The sequence below is a fragment of the Jiangella ureilytica genome, from assembly GCF_004348545.1.
GTDB lineage: Bacteria > Actinomycetota > Actinomycetes > Jiangellales > Jiangellaceae > Jiangella > Jiangella ureilytica.
Genome location: NZ_SMKL01000037.1, coordinates 1 through 18,806, shown reverse-complemented (window position 1 = coordinate 18,806; position 18,806 = coordinate 1). Strand labels below are relative to the sequence as shown.

The following is an 18,806-nucleotide window of genomic DNA, read 5'->3' as shown; positions in this document are numbered from 1 at the left end:
CTCGTCGTCGCTCACCGGAGCAGGCCCTTCATCTCGTGCGTGGCCTCGGCCCGCAGCGCGATCCGCTCGGCCTCGGTGTCGGCCGCGACCTTGTGCGCGCCCAGCTTGGTGTGCTGGATCTGGTCGTGCAGCTTGAGGATGGCATCGATCAGCATCTCGGGCCGGGGCGGGCAGCCGGGCAGGTAGACGTCGACGGGAACGACGTGGTCGACGCCTTGGACGATGGCGTAGTTGTTGAACATGCCGCCGGACGAGGCGCAGACGCCCATCGACAGCACCCACTTCGGGTTGGCCATCTGGTCGTAGATCTGCCGCAGCACCGGCGCCATCTTCTGGCTCACCCGGCCGGCGACGATCATCAGGTCGGCCTGCCGCGGCGAGGCCCGGAAGACCTCCATGCCGAAGCGCGCGGAGTCGTGCCGCGGCCCGCCGAACGCCATCATCTCGATGGCGCAGCAGGCCAGGCCGAACGTGGCCGGCCAGACCGAGCCCTTGCGGAGGTAGCCGAGCAGGTTCTCCATGGTGGCCAGCAGCACACCGGAGGGCAGCTTCTCTTCAACACCCATGATTCGCCTCTAGTCCCAGTCGAGCCCGCCGCGCCGCCATTCGTAGATGAACGGCACGGTGATCAGGAAGATGAACGTCACCATCGCGACGAAGCCGAAGACCCCCAGGTGGTCGAACCGGACCGCCCACGGATACAGGAAGATGATCTCGATGTCGAAGATGATGAAGGTCATCGCGGTCAGGTAGTACTTGACCGGGAACCGGCCACCGCCCACCGGCTGCGGCGTCGGCTCGATACCGCATTCGTAGGAGTCCAGTCGCGCGCGGTTGAACCGCTTCGGGCCGGCCACCACTGAGAAGGCCACCGAGCCCACCGCGAAGACCGCGGCGAGCAGGATGAGGCCGAGGATCGGTGCGTAGGCGTTCACGCCGGGCCACTCCTCTGCACGGGGTTGGTGATGTCCTGCATGGGGCTCCTCACGCCGCCGGGGCGAGTCGGGTCATCGCGTTGATGACGCGGTCGTACACGTCGCCGTCGCGGTGGTCGGTCAGATTGGCCAGCAGCTTCAGGGTGAACTTCATCAGCCAGGGGCGCGGCAGGCCGTGGTTCCGGGCGATTCTCATGATCCGTGGGTCACCGATCAATCTGACGAAGATGCGGCCGAGCGTGAAGTAGCCACCGTGTTCGTGCTTCAGCGCAGCAGGGTAGCCCTGCAGCACCCGCTCCCGACCGGCGGCGTCCCGTGACCGCGCGTCGGCGATCACGGTGGCGGCGAGGTTGGCCGCCTCCATCGCGTAGTCGATGCCTTCGCCGTTGAAGGGGTTGATCATGCCGCCGGAGTCGCCGACCAGGAGCAGGCCACGACTGTAGTGCGGCTGGCGATTGAATCCCATCGGCAACGCCGCGCTGCGGATCTCACCGACCTGGTTCTCCTCGGTGAAGCCCCACTCGGGCGGGGTCTGCGCCGCCCAGCGGCGCAACATGTCCTTGTAGTCGACCCGGCCGAAGGCCTTCGAGGTGTTCGTGATGCCCAGGCCGACGTTGCTGGTGCCGTTGCCGGTGCCGAAGATCCAGCCGTAGCCCGGCAGCAGGTCGCGCCCGCCCGACGGGTTCTCGGCCCACAGCTCCAGCCACGACTCCATCCACTCGTCGTCGTGGCGCGGCGTCTCGTAGTACGTGCGGACGGCGACGGCCATGGGGCGGTCGTCGCGCTTGTGGATGCCCATGGCGGTCGAGAGCCGCGACGACGTGCCGTCGGCGGCGACCACCAGCGGGGCGCGGTAGGTGACGGTCTCGCCGGCGGCCCGGCCGCGCTCGTCCAGCGGCCTCGCGGTGACGCCGACGATGTGGCCGGTGCGCTCGTCGAGGACCGGAGCGGTGACGTTGGTGCGTTCGTGCAGCCGGGCGCCCGCGGCCGCGGCGTGCCGGGCGAGCAGCTCGTCGAAGTCGGTGCGGGTGCGGACCAGGCCGTAGTCGGGGTAGCTGGCCAGCTCGGGCCACGGCAGGTGCAGGCGCATGCCGCCGCCGATGATCCGCAGCCCCTTGTTCTTGATCCAGCCGGGCGCACCGGTGTCGACGCCCATGCGGACCAGCTGGCGCACCGCGCGCGGGGTCAGGCCGTCGCCGCAGACCTTGTCGCGCGGGAAGGACGCCTTTTCGAGGAGCAGCACGTCCAGCCCGGCACGCGCCAGGTAGTACGCGGTGGTCGAGCCGGCCGGCCCGGCGCCGACGACGATGACGTCGGCCTCGCCGGCGGTGCGGCTCGGGGCGCTCGGTCGCTCAGGACCAGTGCGCTGGCTCATCGAAGGGTCCTCGGGTGCGTGTCACTGTTCGGTTCGGGCATGGGCGCTCGTGAATCCGTTCACGAGCGCACACTCGGACCCAAGTGTAGGGGTTGCCCGTCCTGTCACTCACCCCGGGTCACCCACTCTGACCTGCGGATTTACGCAGCAACATCGTTGCGTAAATCGATCGTGTCAAGACGTGCCGATGAGCTGCCCGCTCGCGTCGAATCGGGCGTAGGTGATGTCGGTGTCACCCTCCGGATACACGCTGATGGTGACCTGCCCGTCGAAGTCGTTGTCGATGCTGATGTGACTGACGGTGACACCCGGCATGGCACTGATCGCGGCCAGCACCGCCTCGGGTGTGACGTCGGCCCATGTGAACGACTGGTCGCCGGCCATCACATCGCGATAGGGCTCCGGCGGCAGGACGAGCTCACCCACGTACTCGACCCGGACCGTGCTGGGCCGCGAGGTACCCGCCAAGGCCTCCACCGTCGCGCGGTCAGGACGAAGCGCGATCTCGTAGAGGTCGGTGTGGCCGGCTGCGGGCATCGCGTTCCAGAGCTCGCCCAGGCCGTCGTCGGTGAACAGACTGTCCTTCACCGTGTCGATGGGCGGCAGGTCGGCGAGGTCCGGGGCCGGCAGGCCGGGCGGCTCGGGCGGTTCCGGCGGCTCCGGCGGCGGGTCGACCACCGCCCAGTCGTCACTGGACGAGTCGGCCGAGGTGAAGCCGTCGGTGATGGAGCTCAGCACCGCGAACATGATCACCAGCACGGCGGCGACCGCCCCGACGACCCAGCCGACGCCGATGCCGGACGACCTCGTCGCGGTGTCCTGGGCGGCCGGGGCCGGAGTGGCGGCGGGCGCGGGCATGTCCTCGACCAGCGCGTCGAGGTCGGCTATGGACTTCGCCTCGTAGATCAGCGCAGTGCGGGTCTCCATGTCGGCGGCGTCGATGCGGCCCTCGGCGAACGCCTGCGAGACGGCGCTCGCGTACCGCTCGCGGTCGGAGTCCGACGGCCGCCACTTCCGGTCCGGGCGGCTCACCGGTCGCTCCCGTCGTCGAGCAGGTGCTGCCCGCTGGCGTCCCAGGTGAGCGACGGGCTGACGCCGTACGCGTCGGCCTCGAGGTGCACGCGGATCGTCACGATGTCGCCGTAGAAGACGTTCCGCTCGACGACGACGAGCGAGACCGGCCGGCCCTCGTAGCCGGCGACCTCGTCCGCGCGGGCGGCGACGGCGGCGATGACGGCCGGGTCGACCTCGGCGAGCGGGAAGAACACCGCGGCCGGGTCGTCGCCCGACGCGACACCGCCGGCCTCGAACGATCCGAGTTCGCCGTCGTACTCGACCTCGTCGTAGTGCAGGACGCCGGGATCGGCCTGGACCTCGAGGTCGGCCCACTCGGAGTGGATGTACACGATCCTGATGCCAGCGACCTGCGCCGTGCCGAGCGCGTCCCACATCGCCGTCAGCTCGGCGAGGGAGTACATGTCGGCGGGGGCGGCCCCGTCGCCGGCGGGGGCGGCCCCGTCGCCGGCGGGCGTGCCCTCGACGAGCCCGGCCGGCTCGTCGGTCGCGCTCGCGGCGTCGTCGTCTCCGTCACGCGCGGCGACGATGCCGATGACCAGCGCCGCGACCACCGCGACACCGGCCAGGACCAGCGTCGCCCATCGCCCCCCAGCCATGCGGCGATCGTAGCGGGCGGCTACGACTTCACGGCGTGGTGCAGCGCGACGATGCCGCCGCTGAGGTTGCGCCAGCGCACGTCGCCCCAGCCGGCCTCGCGCAGCCACTCGGCCAGGCCGCGCTGGTCGGGCCAGGCGCGGATCGACTCGGCCAGATAGACGTAGGCGTCGGGGCTGCTGGACACCCTGCGGGCGACCGGCGGCAGCGCCCGCATCAGGTACTCGACGTAGACCTTGCGGAACGGCGCGAACGTCGGGTGGCTGAACTCGCAGACCACGAGCCGGCCGCCGGGGCGCGTGACCCGCAGCATCTCGCGCAGCCCGGCGACCGGGTCGTTCACGTTGCGCAGGCCGAAGGAGATGGTGACCGCGTCGAACCGGTCGTCGGCGAACGGCAGCCGGGTGGCGTCGCCGGCCACGAACGGCAGGTCCGCATGCGCCCGCCGTCCCGTCCGCACCATGCCGAGGGAGAAGTCGCACGGCACGACGAACGCGCCGCGGGCCCGGAACGGCTCGCTGGACGTGCCGGTGCCGGCGGCGAGGTCGAGCACCCGCTCCCCCGGCGCGACGCCGATGGCCGCGGTGACCTGGCGTCGCCAGGCGCGGTCCTGGCCGAGCGAGAGCACGTCGTTGGTGCGGTCGTACTTCTCGGCGACGTCGTCGAACATCGCCGCCACCTCGTGCGGTTGCTTGTCCAGAGAGGCCCGGGTCACGTCCACAGAGTAGCCGCGGCCACAGCCACGGCGGCGACTCGGCCGTACCCTTGGAGATCGTGACGAGCCTGCCCGTTTCCGCGCCGATGGTCGTGCGCACCACGGAGGTCCCCAACCCGGGACCGTTGCTGGAGCTGCTGCCCGAGGACCACCCCATGGCGTGGGTCCGCCGCGGCGAGGGCATCGTCGGCTGGGGCCAGGCGGCGCGGTTCGACACCATCGGCGCCAACCGGTTCGTCGCCGCCGACCGCTGGTGGCGGCGCATGGTCGGCACCGCCGTCGTGCGCGACGAGGTGCGGCTGCCGGGCACCGGACCGGTCGCGTTCGGCTCGTTCGCCTTCGACGACGTCCCCGGCTCGTCCTCGCTGGTCCTGCCGGACACCGTCGTCGGGCACCGGTCCGGCCGCTGGTGGGTCACCACCATCGACGTCACCGGCAACCTGCCCGGCGGGGCGGCGCTGCCGGAGGTGCCGCCGGCGCGGCGGCCGCTCTCCGTCGTCTATGGCGACGGCTCACGCAGCGGCACCGAGTGGGAGGGCATCGTCGCCGAGGCGGTCCGGCGCATCACCGCGGGCGAGCTCGAGAAGGTGGTGCTGGCGCGCGACCTCGTCGCCGAGTGCCCCGAGCCCGTCGACATCCGCTGGCCGCTGCAGCGGCTCTCGGCGGGCTACCCGCACTGCTGGACCTTCAGCGTCGACGGCATGATCGGCGCGACGCCGGAGCTGCTGGTGCGGCGCGAGCGCGGCCTCATCACGTCACGGGTCCTGGCCGGCACCATCCGCCGCACCGGCGACGACGAGCACGACCTCGCGCTGGCCGCCTCGCTGGCGCGGTCGAGCAAGGACCTCGAGGAGCACGAGTACGCCGTCCGCTCCGTCGCCGACGCGCTGGCGCCGTTCTGCTCGAGCATGAACGTGCCCGAGACGCCGTTCGTGCTGCACCTGCCCAACGTCATGCACCTGGCGACGGACCTGGCCGGGGTCAGCGACTCGGCGGGCGACGGCGTCACCTCGCTGGCGCTGGCCGCAGCCCTGCACCCGTCGGCCGCGGTCGGGGGCACACCGACTCCCGTCGCGCTGCAGGTCATCCGCGAGATCGAGGGCCTCGACCGCGACCGCTACGCCGGCCCGGTCGGCTGGATGGACGCCCGCGGCGACGGCGAGTGGGGCATCGCGCTGCGCTCGGCCGAGGTGTCGGGGGCGCGACTGCGGCTCTTCGCCGGCTGCGGCATCGTCGCCGGCTCCGACCCCGCCGCCGAGCTCGCCGAGAGCGTGGCCAAACTGGTGCCGATGCGCGACGCGCTGTCGTCCTGATCCGGCGAACCCTGGTACGCCGGAACCTGACGTTCCGCGCGGCTAGCCGAGCGCGGCGGCGACAGCGGCGCGGATGCGGGCGTGCAGGTCGCGCAGGCCGGACCGGTCGACCGAGACCTCGACCACGCTGCGACCCGAGACCGGCTCGGCCAGCGCCGAACGCAGTGACTCCAAGTCGGCCACCCGGCGGTGGACCACGCCGTAGGCCGCGCACAGCGCGCCGAGGTCCGCACCGTGCGGGGTGCCGAAGACGCGCTCGAACCGCTCGGCGTGGGCCGGGTCGCCGTGTTCGAGCAGCGCGAAGATGCCGCCGCCGTCGTCGTTGACGACCACGATCTGCAGGTCGGGGTGGTCCTCCAGCGGGCCGATGAGCAGGCCGCCCGCGTCGTGCAGGAACGTGAGGTCGCCGACCAGCGCCCGCACCGGCGCGCCCGACGCCAGCGCCACGCCGGCCGCCGTCGACAGCGTGCCGTCGATGCCGGCCAGGCCGCGGTTGGCCAGCACCGGCCCGGCGTCCGCCTCGTCTCCGGCAGCCGGTGCCGCCGCGAGGTCGAGGTCGCGGATGGGGTTCGACGAGCCGGCCACGAGGGCCTCGCCGGGCCGCCGCGCCGCCCAGACCCGCGCGGCCACGGCCGGCCCCGACACCGGACCCGACGCGAGCACCTCGTCGACGGCGTCCTGGGCGGCCTTCGCGGCCCGTTGCCACGACGCCAGCCACTCGCCGTCGCCCGGGCCCGCGGTCCCGCCCGCCGCCACCGCGGAGACCACGCGGCCGGCCCGGCTGCCGGGGTCGATCCAGTCGGGGGTGCGGCCGGCGACGACCACCACCTCGACGCCGTCCCGGACCAGCAGGGCGCTGACCTGCCGCGACAGCGTCGCGTGGCCGAACACGACCACCCTCTCGATGCGGCCGCCCAAGGACGGCTGGTCGAGCAGGAGCCGGTAGGGGCCGACGGCGTTCGCTCCGGCCCGGGCACCGGACGAGGGCTCGGCCAGCAGCGGGACGCCCGCGGCCTCGGCGAAGGTCCGCGCGGCCGCGCCGGCGCCGTCGCCCGCCACGACCACCGTCCGCGGTCCGTCGTCGAGGACGGCCGGCACGATCTCGGCCCGGTCGGCGACCACGTCGATCGACCCGCTCGTGTCCGGCCAGGCATCGTCGTCGGGGACGAGGGGCTCGCGGAAGGCGAGGTCGAGGTGGACGGGGCCCGGATGGCCCGACCGCGCGCCGGCGGCGGCGGCCACGGCCCGGCCCAGCAGCGACCGCAGGTCGTCGGACTCGCCCGGGCGGCCGTACGGCGCGGGCACGTCGGCGAAGTAGCGGACCGCGGACCCGAACAGGCGCACCTGGTCGGTGGTCTGGTTGGCGCCGGTGCCGCGCACGTCGTGCGGCCGGTCGGCGGTGAGCAGCAGCAGCGGCACCCCGGAGTGCGACGCCTCGAGCACGGCCGGGTGCAGGTTGGCCGCCGCCGTCCCGGATGTCGTCACGACGGCGACCGGCCCGGCCACGCGGGCCAGCCCCAGGGCGGTGAACGCGGCGACCCGCTCGTCGATGCGCACGTGCAGCCGCATCTCGCCCCCCGCCGACGCCGCAGCCAGCGCGTGCGCCAGCGGCGCCGACCGCGACCCGGGCGCCAGCACCACGTGCCGGACGCCGCGCCGGACCAGCTCGGCGACCACCGTGCGGGCCGCCGACGTCGAGGGGTTCACGTGGTCGATTCTGCCTTGCGGTCGCGCCACGCCCGCTGCTTGGCCCGGTTGCCGCACACCTGCATGGAGCACCACTTGCCCGACCGCGCCCGCGACTCGTCGTAGAACGCCCACTGGCAGGTGTCGTTGACGCAGATCTTGAGCCGCGCCCACGTGCCGTCGGCCATGGCGTCGCCGACCAGCGCGAGCAGCCCGCCCAGGGCGCCGTCGACACCGCCGGCCGCCGGACGGGGACGCCAACCGTCGCGGGCGGTCAGGGTCGCCGTGAGCCGGGCCCGCGCGGCAGCGTCGTTGAGGACGGCGAGCGCGCCGGCCGGGATCGGGTCGCCGCCGTGGTTCGCGGTCAGGGCCGAGCGCAGCGCCTCGCGGACGACGACGGCGCGGGCGAGGTCGTCCGGTCCCACCGACGTCGCCCCGGCCAGCAGCGACGCCGACCGCAGCCAGTCCTCGAGCTCGCCCGGCGTCGTCAGCGCGTCCGTCGCCGAGTCGATGTCGAGGGTGTTGACGAAGCGCCGGACGGTGTCGAGCCGGCCGGGCGCAGGCGTGGTGGCTCCGGACATGTCACGAGCATAACCCTCTTGCGCTCTTCATTGGTTATCCATAACCTCTGACTTCATGACAGCGGTTACGGAGCCGGGGACGCGGGCCTGGGCGAGTCGCGACTTCCGCCGCCTCTGGGCCGGCTCCGCGGTGTCGACGTTCGGCTCGGAGGTCGCCGAGCTGGCCGTGCCGCTGCTGGCCATCGGCGTGCTGGCCGCCACGCCCGGCGAGCTGGGCGCGCTGCGGACGGCGCAGTTCCTGCCGTTCCTGCTGGCGACGCTGCCGCTGGGCATGCTGGTCGACCGTCGGCGCCGGCTGCCGCTCATGGTCGGCGCCGACGTCGGGCGGTTCGGGCTGATCCTGGTCATCCCGCTCGCCGTCTGGGCCGGGTTCGCCGAGATCGAGCTGCTGTACGTCGTGATGTTCCTCGCCGGTGTGCTGACGGTGCTCTACCAGGTCGCCGACTTCGCGTTCGTCCCCGAGGTCGTCACGCCGCACCAGCTGGTCGACGCCAACGGCAAGCTCGCCGCGGCCCAGTCGGCGAACGAGATCGGCGCCCGCGGTTTCGGCGGCCTGCTGGTCCAGGCGGCCTCGGCCCCGGTCGCGATGCTGGTCAACGCCATCACGTACCTCGTGTCGGCGGTCAGCCTGCGCGGCATCTCCGTGGTCGAGACCGCACGCCCGACGGCGTCCGCCCGGCCGTCGTGGGCCGAGGTGACCGCCGGGCTGCGCGAGGCTCTGGGCAACCGCTACGTCCGCGCGCTGCTCGGCGAGGCGACGACGTTCAACCTGTTCAACGAGATCTTCATCCTCGGGTTGATGCTGTTCACCGTGCGCGAGGTCGGCCTGAGCCCGCTGCAGATCGGCATCGTGTTCACCGCCGGCGGCGTCGGCTCCTTCCTCGGTGCCTGGTTCGGGTCGCGGGTCACCGGCCGGTTCGGCTACGGCCGGGTGCTGCTGATCACGCTGGTCCTGGGCAACACCGCGCCGGTGCTGGTCGCACTGGCCGGCACGGACGCCGTCGGCACCCTGGTGCTGTTCTGCGCGGTCTTCGTCGTCATGGGCGTAGGCATCGGGATCGCCAACGTGCACGCGGTGACGCTGCGGCAGGCGGCGTTGCCCCAGGAGCTGCGCGGGCGGGTCAACGCGGCGTACCGGCTGATCTCGTGGGGCGCGATCCCGGTCGGCGCGACGCTCGGCGGCGTGGTGGCCGGGATCACCGACGCCCGGGCGGCGATGGTCTCGGGTGCCTGCGGCATGGTGCTGGCGACGCTGTGGGTGGCGATCTCGCCGGTGCGCCGGCTGGCCTCGATCGACGAGGCGGCCCGGCTGTCGCGCGCGGGTGACCCGCCGCGGACCGCAGGCTGACGCCGTCGTCGATCGAAGGTCGTCAGGTCTGCGGCTGCTCGGCCGGCGGCTCCTCGCCCTCGGCCTTGCGCAGCCAGGTGAAGCCGGTGTTGCTGCCCTGGCAGGTCTGCAGGACGATGTCGCAGTCGTCGCCGCAGGTCCAGTTGGACGCGGAGCCGAGCGCGGAGCCGCGGCCCTGCGCGATGACGCGGTCGACCACCTCGTACAGGCCGGTGAACTCGCCTTCGAGCTGCACGAACGTGCCCGTGGGAATGGAGTTCCACCACGAGTTGCCGAGGTAGTCGTGCGCGACGACGAACGTGCCGGACTCGACCGGGGTGTAGTGGCAGCCGACGCCGCGGCCGAGGTTGTCGATGTCGACGTCGTCGTCGCAGGTCTCGACCGGGATGGTGCGGACGTCGTCGCCGAGCGCGATGGCCTCTTCGCTGACGACGGCGCCGAAGCGGCTGCCGCCGGCGTAGCTGAACCGGAACCGCGTGGTGTGCTCGGCGGTGGCCTCGGCGACGGCGGTGCCCTCGCCCGTGGTGGTGACGGCGGAGACCGGCGCCCACTCCTCGCCGTCGGACTGCTGCTCGAGGCCGATGTCGCCGACGATGGGGACGCCGCCCTCGGTGGTCCACGCGGCCGTGACGCCGACACCGTCGTCGGACTTCTCCGCGGTGGCGGTGATGCGCGACACCAGCGGAGTGCCCGCGGTGACGACGACCTCGTGCGACGCGACCGCCTCGACCTCGGGGCCGCCGCCGTACGCGAGCCGGTAGATGCCCGACGACTGCACCTGCACCTCGACCTCGCCGCGGCCGCTCTCGACCGGGACGGTGGTGACGGTGGCCCAGGAGTTGCCCTCGATGCGCTGCAGGTCGACCTCGCCGCTGACGGGGTCGCCGCCCGCGGTGACCCAACTGGCGCCGAACGTGACCGAGCCGCCCGGACGCACGTCGGCCGGTGCCGTGAGCGTCAACGGCAGCGCCTCGGCGTCGGCCGGCGGCTCCGCGGCGACGGCGCCGGCGACCTGCTCGGGTGCCGGCGAGGCGGCGACCTGGACGATGGTCGCGTCGGCCCCGCCGTCGCCACTCGCCGTCGGGTCGTCGCCGTTCGTGGTCTCGAGGATGGCGAACACCGCCGCCACGAGGAGGACCAGGACACCGGCTACAGCCGCCACGCGGTACTTCATGCGTCCATTTTCCATGATCACCGACGCATGTCGGCCCCTACCCGGCGCACCCACGCAGATTTGGACGCTCGAACCCGCCCATTCGTTCCATCCGATCTCACGGGATCGTCGCCGCGTCGCTCACCATCTCGACCCATTCCCGGGCCCGGCTCACGTTCTCCGCGAGGTTGCCCGCGTAGATCACGACGACATGCTCGTCCAGGACGACGACGCGATGCACCCAGATCCAGCCGCGGTCGAGAATCTCGGCCTGGACCGCCTCGTGGCCGACCACATCGCTGGGCCCCGGAGACTGGACCTCACCGTCCAGGTCCTCGGCCCGCGCGGCAAGTGCCTCCTCGTGAGTGAACGCGTCGGCCCCGGCGTCGATCACGATGACGCCGGACGAGGTGTTCCAGTCGGCGTACTCGCGGGCCGGCACGCTGGAACCGTCGGCGGCGGTGACGAACCGCTCCCGCGGCTCGATCGCGGAGCGGAACGGCGCGACGACCCCGCTCGGCTCGTCGGTGACGAAGACCCAGTCGACCGCGGCGCGCATGTCCAGCGAGAGGGTCAACCGGGCGAATTCGGACTCCAGCCGGTCGCGGTCCTCCGACGGCCCGCCGACGAAGCCGCTCCACAGATCGCCCTCCGTGTTCACCACGACGATGCGGAACAGCATAAGGTGGTCGTCGCCGTAGACGATCTCTCCGTCGGCGGCGGCCGCCTGGGTGACGTCGGCCGGCGCGATCGACCGCACGGTCCCGTCGACGCTGGCGGCCAGCATCGCCGACAGCTTGGTGAAGTCGTCCCCGGTGGCGTAGTCGTCGATCAGTTCGTATCCGATGACGCCGTCGGCGTGTTCGAAGACGTGACCGCGGGACAGGATCGTCGCACCGTCCCGGCCGGGGAGCTCATTCTCGATCGGCTCCGCGCCTTCCGGAAGAGCGGTGCGGGTGTAGCTCTCCGCGTCGTCGAACGGCACCCAGTCGAACACGACGCCCGCCTCACGGCTGCGCGTCACCGCCGGCGGAACCGTGCCGTCGGGTGCGGCCGGCACGTCCGTGGTCGGCGTCGCCGCGGCGGCCTCCGTCGCCCCGTCACTGCCCGCGCACGCTGCCACCGTCATCGATGACAGCACCATGAAGGCGGCGAGCACCCACCGTGTGCCGGGCCTGCGCATTGCGTCCCCCCGAACGTCTCGGCGCGCCGGGATCGGTGACCCAGGTCGGCATCCGATGCGGATGCTATCCGAGCGCCCGGACACGTACGCGCCGAGCGCGACCGGCTAGCGTGACCGGGGTGACGACCGCACCGTTCGACCCGGCCCGCTGGCGCCCCGTCGAGGGCTTCGAGCTCACCGACATCACCTACCACCGCCACGTCGACGACGGGCGCGACCGCGGCACCGTCCGCATCGCGTTCGACCGGCCCGAGGTGCGCAACGCGTTCCGCCCGCACACCGTCGACGAGTTGTATCGGGCGCTCGATCACGCCCGCATGACCCCCGACGTCGGGTGCGTGCTGCTGACCGGGAACGGGCCGTCGCCCAAGGACGGCGGCTGGGCGTTCTGCTCCGGCGGTGACCAGCGCATCCGCGGCCGGTCGGGCTACCGGTACGCCAGCGGCGACACCGCCGAGTCCGTCGACCCCGCGCGGGCCGGCCGGCTGCACATCCTCGAGGTGCAGCGGCTGATCCGGTTCATGCCGAAGGTCGTCATCGCGGTGGTGCCGGGTTGGGCGGCCGGCGGCGGGCACAGTCTGCACGTCGTCTGCGACCTCACCCTGGCCAGCGCCGAGCACGCCCGCTTCAAGCAGACCGACGCCGACGTCGGCTCGTTCGACGGCGGCTACGGGTCGGCATACCTGGCCCGGCAGGTCGGGCAGAAGTTCGCGCGCGAGATCTTCTTCCTCGGGTCCGAGTACTCGGCGGACGACGCGCACCGCATGGGCATGGTCAACGCCGTCGTCCCGCACGCGCGGCTGGAGGAGGTCGCGCTGGAGTGGGCGGCGAAGATCAACGGCAAGAGCCCGACGGCGCAGCGGATGCTCAAGTTCGCCTTCAACGCCGTCGACGACGGCATGGTCGGCCAGCAGGTCTTCGCCGGTGAGGCGACGCGCCTGGCCTACATGACCGACGAGGCGGTCGAAGGCCGGGACGCCTTTCTCGAGAAGCGCCCTCCGGACTGGTCGCCCTTCCCCTGGTACTACTGACCACCGCGTTTGCACAGCATCGAAGTGGTGTAAGGCGCACAGTCGGTCCGCATCGTGATGCGTCCTTGCGGAGGTGGATCACGGCCACATGCGCCTGATGGTCCCATCGGCGTAGACATGCCAGAAGCCCGTTGCCCCACGCTGGACGGCTCGACCGATCGCAGGCATGGCGGCGGCCCATGTGTCCGAGATCGTGTCTAAGCTGGCGTTGCCATCAGCTAGGCAAAAGAGAAAGCCGCCCTCAAGGGCAGCCAACTCCTGCGCTCGGTAGCGGATCCGGCGGTCCTTCGTTAGCAGGACCCAGCCGCGACGACAACCTTCCGCGATCCAGTCCTCGTCAGCGATCGTCTGTGCGTCGTCTGGATAGAACTCTGCGATCAGGTGGACCACGTATCCCTGATCCCGGAGCCTGCGCGCCGAGATCTTCCCCAGGCTCCGGTCGAAGAAGAACTCAGGCCGCCAGTCGGAGGACATCCTCTACAGCAGACTCTGTCAGGTCGTACTCGTCAGCTACCTGTTTGATGGATTCCCCGGCGCGCCACAGCGCGACGAGGTCGTCGACCTTGACCTTGTTCCGCTCGAGGACCGGCGCGCCCCAGCCGAATCGTGGATCGATGACTACGTCGGCCTCGCTCGGATACTGCGGCAGCCGCAGGCGTTTCGCTGAGCCGTCACTAGACCACTCGATGTACCGGAGGCAGCCATCAAGCACTTCACGGAACGCTCCTTGGCTGTCGCGGGCATGTACCAAGGAGTCGTCTGCAAGCCGCACAAAGACAGCCACACCGTCCGTCGCGATCCGTCTGCTCGCCAGCGCGTATGGGTCGTCAAACTCGGCGCGTACGATCTCCGCAGCCTTTCTGATATCCGCCAGAGGCATGCCGAGATCGCGCAGCGCACGAAGGACGTACGCCTCGATCACGCCGACGAACGGCACGCGGGGCCATCCCCGTCGTTCGGGAGTAACCGCGTGAACGAGCGGATCACCGGACTTTGACGCAGCGAGCCAGTTGTCCAATGTGCTTTCGGGCATGCGGAGATGGCGGGCCGCCTCGCGAGCGGTGAGGAGCGGAGTCGAGTAGATGTCGATCGCCATCATCTCCTCCCAATGGCTTCGGCGGTCGTCGAAGACTAGCGCCACGTCTGGACGGAGTCCTCACCGGCCAGTATGGCGCGCCCCGCCGACATTCGTGGGATTGCGGACGGCCTCACGGCGTACCGAGTGTGGGCGGCGGCCCCTTCCTCAACGTTCCTCGGCGGTCAGCCCACAGGTGGCTGTAGGTGTTCGGTGGGGTCGCGGCGGTCGAGTGCTCAAACGCGCGCTGAACGGTGAAACGCCGCAGCCTGCGGCGAACAGGCCGCTGGCACGTGGTGCCAGGGCCGCGCAGCGGAACATGCGGCGGCGCCACCGTGGGCCTACGCCACCGCCGCGTGATCGTGCGGTCGCGCATCGGCTCGTCAGCCCATGGTGAACGACCTCGCAGCTGTTTCGGGTAGGAGCTGTGACGTGCTCGTTGAAAGCGTCACCGGGTCGTCGAGAACCGGCCGAGCGCGCGAAGCAAGGCTTCGGCACACCCCGACGTTGCCCGAGATCATCCCCACTGGAACTGCCCGCGAGGCAATGAGCCTGCGGTGCCGAAGACCCTCCATGGTCGTGATCAGTCGACGGATCTCGCAGATTTACCTCGGCGGTGCCTCGTCCCGCAAGAGCAACAGCGAGCCAGAGCTGAACTTCACGTTTCTCGGCAGACTGGCCTGTCGGCAGTTCGTCGTGAGCTGCTCCAGGTCTCGCGGATCTGGAGCGGCGCGTCGTACCTGCCGACCACGTTCGGTGGCCGAACGTTGCGCAGCGTGTCGACTCACGTCGCGCCAGAACGTGGCGGCAGTCTTCCGGCCACCCCGGACATCCCCGCCCAGGCCGTCTCCGGCCGCCGCGGACCGGCATCTAGGGTGGAGGGGCGATGCAGACGCAGACCCCGCCCTCCGGATCTCCGGCCCGCCGCGCCCTGACCACGGTCGAGGTGCCGTTGCGCCCCGCGGTCGTCCCACGGCTGCTGCCCGCGGTGGCGGCCGCCCTGGCCGGCGGGTCGGCGCTGCTGCCGCTGCCGACGGCGCCCACCGCGGTCCGGGACGACCTCCTCCGCGAGTTCGCCCCGCGCAAGCCGCTCGAGAACGACGTCGCGTTCATCGTGCCGACGTCGGGGTCGACGGGGCGGCCGAAGGGGGCGCTGCTCAGTGCCGCCGCCGTCGAAGCCGCCGCCACCGCGACCCTCGAGCGCCTCGGCGGCCCCGGCCGCTGGCTGCTCGCGCTGCCGGCCACGCACATCGCCGGGCTCATGGTGCTGGCCAGGTCGGTGGTCGCCGGCACGGAGCCGGTCGCCGTCGACCTCACGGGCGGGTTCGACCCGGAGCTGTTCGCGGCCGCCAGCGTGCAGGTCTTCGCCGGCGGCGGACGGCGCTACACCGCGCTGGTGCCGCGGCAGCTCAGCGCGCTGCTCGAGGCCGGCGGCGCCCCGCTCTCGGCGCTGAGCGGCTACGACGCCGTCCTGGTCGGCGGCGCCGCGGCCGACGGCGCCCTGCTCGACCGCGCCCGCAAGGCCGGTGTCGAGGTCGTCACCACCTACGGCATGACCGAGACCTGCGGCGGCTGCGTGTACGACGGCGTCCCGCTCGACGGCGTCCGGGTCACCCTGGCGGCCGACGGGCGGATCCGGCTCGCCGGTCCCACGCTGGCGCACGGCTACCGCCTGCGCCCGGACCTGGCGCGCGACTTCGCCGACAGCGTCTTCACCACGTCCGACCTGGGCGAGCTGGACGACGATGGGCGACTCACCGTGCGAGGCCGGGCCGACGACGTCGCGGTGTCCGGTGGCGAGAACGTCCCGCTGGCCACCGTCGACCTGGCCGTCGCCTCGCATCCGGACGTCGCCGAGGCGCTCAGCGTCGCCGTCCCCGATGCCGAGTGGGGCGAGCGGGTCGTCGTCGCCGTCGTCGCCGCCGATGCCGCTCGGCCGCCGTCGCTCGACTCCGTCCGCGCCCATGTGCGCGAGCGGCACCCCGTCGCCTACGCCCCCAAGGAGCTCCACGTGCTCGACGCGCTGCCCACCCTGCCGGGAGGCAAGACCGACCGCCGCGCGCTGGCGGCCCGGCTGAGACTGGCCGGCTCCTGATGACCACGTTCGGGCAGTGGGCCGAGGGCGCCCGGCCGAAGACGCTGCCGGCGGCCGTCGCTCCGGTGCTGGTGGGGACGGGGGCAGCTGCGGCCGCCGACGCGGCACACCTCGGGAAGGCGGCGCTGGCGCTGCTCGTGGCGCTGGCCCTGCAGGTCGGCGTGAACTACGCCAACGACTACTCCGACGGCATCCGCGGCACCGACGAGAACCGGGTCGGCCCGTTCCGGCTGGTCGGGTCGGGGTCGGCGCGGCCGGCCGCGGTGAAGACGGCGGCGCTGGGGAGCTTCGCGGCGGCAGGCGTGGCGGGCGCGGCGCTGGTGGCGTGGTCGGGGCACTGGTGGCTCTTCGCCGTCGGGGCGCTGGCGATCCTGGCGGCCTGGTTCTACACCGGCGGACGCAACCCGTACGGTTACCGCGGGCTGGGCGAGATCTCGGTGTTCGTGTTCTTCGGGCTGGTGGCCGTCGCAGGGACGACGTACGTGCAGGCCGACCGGCTGACGGTGACGTCGGTGGTGGCGGCGGTGGCGATCGGCTGCCTGGCGTGCGCGCTGCTGCTGGTCAACAACATCCGTGACCTGCACACCGACGCGGTGAGCGGCAAGCGGACGCTGGCGGTGACACTCGGCGAGCAGCGCAGCCGGATGCTCTACGTGCTGCTGGTGGCGGCGCCGTTCCTCATCGTGGCGGGACTCGCCGTCACCGGCCGGCCGTGGGGCGCCCTCACGCTGCTGTGCGCCCCACTGGCCGTGGTGACCGCCCTGCCGGTGGTGCGGCGGGCGACGGGCCGGGACCTGATTCCCGTGCTGAAGCGGACCGGTCTGACCGAGCTGGTGTTCGCGGTGTTGCTGACCGTCGGCCTGGCGGTGGGCTGAGGGGTTCGCCCACGCGCCCGGCCGGGATCGTGGACCGGCTGGCTGCCGGCCCGGAGTCGGGCGGGACCGCTGGCTGCGGCCGTCCGCGTGCTGGTGGGGATGTGCCGGGACGGTTCTCCCGCCGGCACCTCAGGCGTGCCGACGGGCGCGACGAGGGCCTGTGAAGCCGCGGTCCTCGGTGGGGATGCGCGCGACGATGACGGCCCGCAGGTCCTGCAGCAGCGACATGGTCTCGCCGCGGTGCCGGCCTCGCTTGGCCTGCTTGGTGTCGTCGGCGTGGCGCTCGTATTCGTCGGTCATCATGTGAACCTCCTGTGTGAGGACGGCACCTCGCGGTGCCATCTGACCCACAAGACAGGGGGACGGCCGGATCATGACGCGCCCCGCAAAGATTTTCTCGCGACGTGGTCAGCTCTCGTCTCGGAGCTTGGGAACATCGACGTCATCGTCGAGCTCATGCAGGTCACGGCCCGGGGCGTCCGAGCTGAGACCTAGTTCGCCGGTACTGGGCTGGGGATGGACGACGCCCTCGTAGCCGTCCATCTCTTCGAGCGCGGCGTCGCCGCGGCGCTCCCGGTCGATCTCTCGCGGGTCCTCGCCGGGCGTGGCCCCGGGTTTCGTACGCCGGTCGTCGGTCATGGCGCTGCCATACCCAGTGGACGGGGATCGCACGCCCGTTCGGGCCTGGCCTCAGGACCGGGCCGGGCGACAACCGAGGTCAGGCATCCTTCGGGCCGTCGGCCCGGGCGCGCTGCTCGTCGTCCCACGCGTCCTCGGCGTGGGTGCGCTCGCGGATGGTCCGAAGCCGGCGGTCGAAGGCGATGGACACCTGGTCGCGGCTGCCACGCAGCACGAAGTAGCTGGCCAGACCGGAGACGAGCAACGCCACGACCACGAGCAGGAGCCCGCGGAAGCCGACGAGGAACAGCAGCGCGGCGACGACGGCGAAGACCAGCGCGCGCAGGACGGTGTATCGAACGACAGCCATAGCGCCACGCATTCTACGCCGCCGCGTCACCGGAGCAGTGCCCCGGTGACGCGCCCCGGCGTGCACCCGGCGATCGACAGGGGCCGCCGCCAACCGGACGGGGAAGCCCGGCGGCGGCCCCTGCTGATCACCCCGGGGAGGGTGGTGGCCTGGAGTGGCGGCTCGGCTGCTGCCCGGAGCCGGCCGCCGGTGTGATGGGCGGAAGGACCATGGCGACGACACTATCGAACAGGTGTTCGAGCGTCAATCCCCGCAGGCAGTTGGTCCGTCGTGGCCGGTCTCCCACCGCCCCCGATTGATCACGTTCAGCAGGGGATCGCCTGCCTCACTAGGCCTGCATGCCTGGTGAGGTGGGATAACGCCTGGTGACGTGGGACGGGCAATCGCGTCCAGCCGTGTGGTGATGCACACCACGAGGATGGCCTGACCATCACCACGCCTGGCGAGGTGGGAACGCCTGGCGACGTGGGACGGGCAATCGCGTCCAGCCGTGTGGTGATGCACACCACGAGGATGGCCTGACCATCACCACGCCTGGCGAGGTGGGAACGCCTGGCGACGTGGGGCGGGCAATCGCGTCCAGCCGTGTGGTGATGCACATCACGAGGATGGCCTGACCATCACCATGCCTGCAGACCTGGTGCAGTACGGAATTGGGTGGTGAACGACGCTCCTATGTGGTCAAGGCGGCGAGGTCTGCGGTGAGGATGGGGTGGAGTTCGCGGGCGATGTAGCGCTTGAGGCAGCGGCGGATGTCGCGGGGTGTGAGGCCTTCGGTGGTG

20 protein-coding genes are annotated in these 18,806 nt (G+C 72.0%); 5 read left to right on the top strand and 15 right to left on the bottom strand.

Annotated features, from left to right (window positions below; all coding sequences use genetic code 11):
* Positions 1-11 precede the first annotated feature (11 nt).
* From E1212_RS16905 to E1212_RS16885, 6 genes are all read right to left on the bottom strand, one after another.
* A complete protein-coding gene (locus E1212_RS16905) occupies positions 12-566 on the bottom strand; it encodes a NuoB/complex I 20 kDa subunit family protein (protein ID WP_131984516.1) in 555 nt (184 codons plus the stop codon).
* 9 nt (positions 567-575) lie between these two features.
* Positions 576-935 carry an NADH-quinone oxidoreductase subunit A gene (locus tag E1212_RS16900; RefSeq protein ID WP_131984514.1) on the bottom strand — a complete coding sequence of 120 codons (360 nt, stop codon included), beginning with the start codon at positions 933-935 and terminating at the stop codon, positions 576-578.
* A 49-nt stretch (positions 936-984) separates the two neighbouring features.
* Positions 985-2,310 (bottom strand): geranylgeranyl reductase family protein, encoded by a 1,326-nt coding sequence (locus tag E1212_RS16895; protein WP_131984512.1) that lies wholly within the window; start codon positions 2,308-2,310, stop codon positions 985-987.
* 174 nt (positions 2,311-2,484) lie between these two features.
* On the bottom strand, positions 2,485-3,342 hold the full coding sequence (locus tag E1212_RS16890; protein WP_162605520.1) for a DUF1707 SHOCT-like domain-containing protein: 858 nt from the start codon (positions 3,340-3,342) through the stop codon (positions 2,485-2,487).
* The gene (locus tag E1212_RS29535) at positions 3,339-3,983 is read right to left on the bottom strand and encodes a hypothetical protein (protein WP_162605519.1); all 645 of its coding nucleotides are present in this window, start codon (positions 3,981-3,983) and stop codon (positions 3,339-3,341) included. Before E1212_RS29535 ends, E1212_RS16890 begins: the two co-directional genes overlap by 4 nt.
* A gap of 20 nt (positions 3,984-4,003) precedes the next feature.
* On the bottom strand, positions 4,004-4,696 hold the full coding sequence (locus E1212_RS16885) for a demethylmenaquinone methyltransferase (RefSeq protein ID WP_131984508.1): 693 nt from the start codon (positions 4,694-4,696) through the stop codon (positions 4,004-4,006).
* Positions 4,697-4,782: 86 nt separating this feature from the next.
* Between E1212_RS16885 and E1212_RS16880 the strand changes: the two genes are divergently transcribed.
* Entirely contained in the window at positions 4,783-6,009 is a 1,227-nt protein-coding gene (locus tag E1212_RS16880) for an isochorismate synthase (protein ID WP_131984593.1), read from the top strand.
* Between the two features lie 42 nt (positions 6,010-6,051).
* On the opposite strand, the gene menD is transcribed toward E1212_RS16880, so the two are convergent.
* Positions 6,052-7,716, bottom strand: a complete 1,665-nt coding sequence (gene menD, locus E1212_RS16875) for a 2-succinyl-5-enolpyruvyl-6-hydroxy-3-cyclohexene-1-carboxylic-acid synthase (RefSeq protein WP_131984506.1) — start codon at positions 7,714-7,716, stop codon at positions 6,052-6,054.
* Positions 7,713-8,276, bottom strand: a complete 564-nt coding sequence (locus E1212_RS16870) for a CGNR zinc finger domain-containing protein (RefSeq protein ID WP_131984504.1) — start codon at positions 8,274-8,276, stop codon at positions 7,713-7,715. Before E1212_RS16870 ends, menD begins: the two co-directional genes overlap by 4 nt.
* A 55-nt stretch (positions 8,277-8,331) precedes the next feature.
* Here E1212_RS16870 and E1212_RS16865 point away from each other — a divergent pair, with 55 nt between their 5' ends.
* On the top strand, positions 8,332-9,624 hold the full coding sequence (locus tag E1212_RS16865) for an MFS transporter (protein ID WP_131984502.1): 1,293 nt from the start codon (positions 8,332-8,334) through the stop codon (positions 9,622-9,624).
* 22 nt (positions 9,625-9,646) lie between these two features.
* Here E1212_RS16865 and E1212_RS16860 read toward each other — a convergent pair whose 3' ends face one another.
* Both E1212_RS16860 and E1212_RS16855 read right to left on the bottom strand, forming a co-directional pair.
* The gene (locus tag E1212_RS16860) at positions 9,647-10,798 is read right to left on the bottom strand and encodes a hypothetical protein (protein ID WP_131984500.1); all 1,152 of its coding nucleotides are present in this window, start codon (positions 10,796-10,798) and stop codon (positions 9,647-9,649) included.
* Between the two features lie 97 nt (positions 10,799-10,895).
* Complete coding sequence (locus tag E1212_RS16855) at positions 10,896-11,906, bottom strand: hypothetical protein (protein WP_131984498.1); 1,011 nt, start codon at positions 11,904-11,906, stop codon at positions 10,896-10,898.
* Positions 11,907-12,070: 164 nt separating this feature from the next.
* On the opposite strand from E1212_RS16855, the gene E1212_RS16850 reads away from it, so the two are divergent.
* A complete protein-coding gene (locus tag E1212_RS16850; protein ID WP_131984497.1) occupies positions 12,071-12,991 on the top strand; it encodes a 1,4-dihydroxy-2-naphthoyl-CoA synthase in 921 nt (306 codons plus the stop codon).
* Positions 12,992-13,069: 78 nt separating this feature from the next.
* Here the strand turns inward: E1212_RS16850 and E1212_RS16845 are convergent, their stop codons facing one another.
* Positions 13,070-13,465, bottom strand: coding sequence for a PIN-like domain-containing protein (locus tag E1212_RS16845; RefSeq protein ID WP_131984496.1), 396 nt, complete (start codon positions 13,463-13,465; stop codon positions 13,070-13,072).
* On the bottom strand, positions 13,443-14,132 hold the full coding sequence (locus tag E1212_RS16840; RefSeq protein ID WP_203416933.1) for a DUF433 domain-containing protein: 690 nt from the start codon (positions 14,130-14,132) through the stop codon (positions 13,443-13,445). The genes E1212_RS16845 and E1212_RS16840 overlap by 23 nt, the downstream gene beginning before the upstream one ends.
* Positions 14,133-14,952: 820 nt before the next feature.
* Here E1212_RS16840 and menE point away from each other — a divergent pair.
* On the top strand, positions 14,953-16,161 hold the full coding sequence (gene menE / locus E1212_RS16835; RefSeq protein ID WP_131984494.1) for an o-succinylbenzoate--CoA ligase: 1,209 nt from the start codon (positions 14,953-14,955) through the stop codon (positions 16,159-16,161).
* Positions 16,161-17,036 carry a 1,4-dihydroxy-2-naphthoate polyprenyltransferase gene (locus tag E1212_RS16830; protein ID WP_131984492.1) on the top strand — a complete coding sequence of 292 codons (876 nt, stop codon included), beginning with the start codon at positions 16,161-16,163 and terminating at the stop codon, positions 17,034-17,036. Before menE ends, E1212_RS16830 begins: the two co-directional genes overlap by 1 nt.
* A 129-nt stretch (positions 17,037-17,165) precedes the next feature.
* Here the strand turns inward: E1212_RS16830 and E1212_RS29530 are convergent, their stop codons facing one another.
* The 3 genes from E1212_RS29530 to E1212_RS16820 form a co-directional block, all read right to left on the bottom strand.
* The gene (locus E1212_RS29530; RefSeq protein WP_162605518.1) at positions 17,166-17,339 is read right to left on the bottom strand and encodes a hypothetical protein; all 174 of its coding nucleotides are present in this window, start codon (positions 17,337-17,339) and stop codon (positions 17,166-17,168) included.
* 105 nt (positions 17,340-17,444) lie between these two features.
* Positions 17,445-17,675: a hypothetical protein gene (locus tag E1212_RS16825; protein WP_131984490.1), complete on the bottom strand. Its 231-nt coding sequence runs from the start codon at positions 17,673-17,675 to the stop codon at positions 17,445-17,447.
* 79 nt (positions 17,676-17,754) lie between these two features.
* Complete coding sequence (locus tag E1212_RS16820; protein ID WP_131984488.1) at positions 17,755-18,024, bottom strand: DUF4229 domain-containing protein; 270 nt, start codon at positions 18,022-18,024, stop codon at positions 17,755-17,757.
* Positions 18,025-18,806 lie beyond the last annotated feature (782 nt).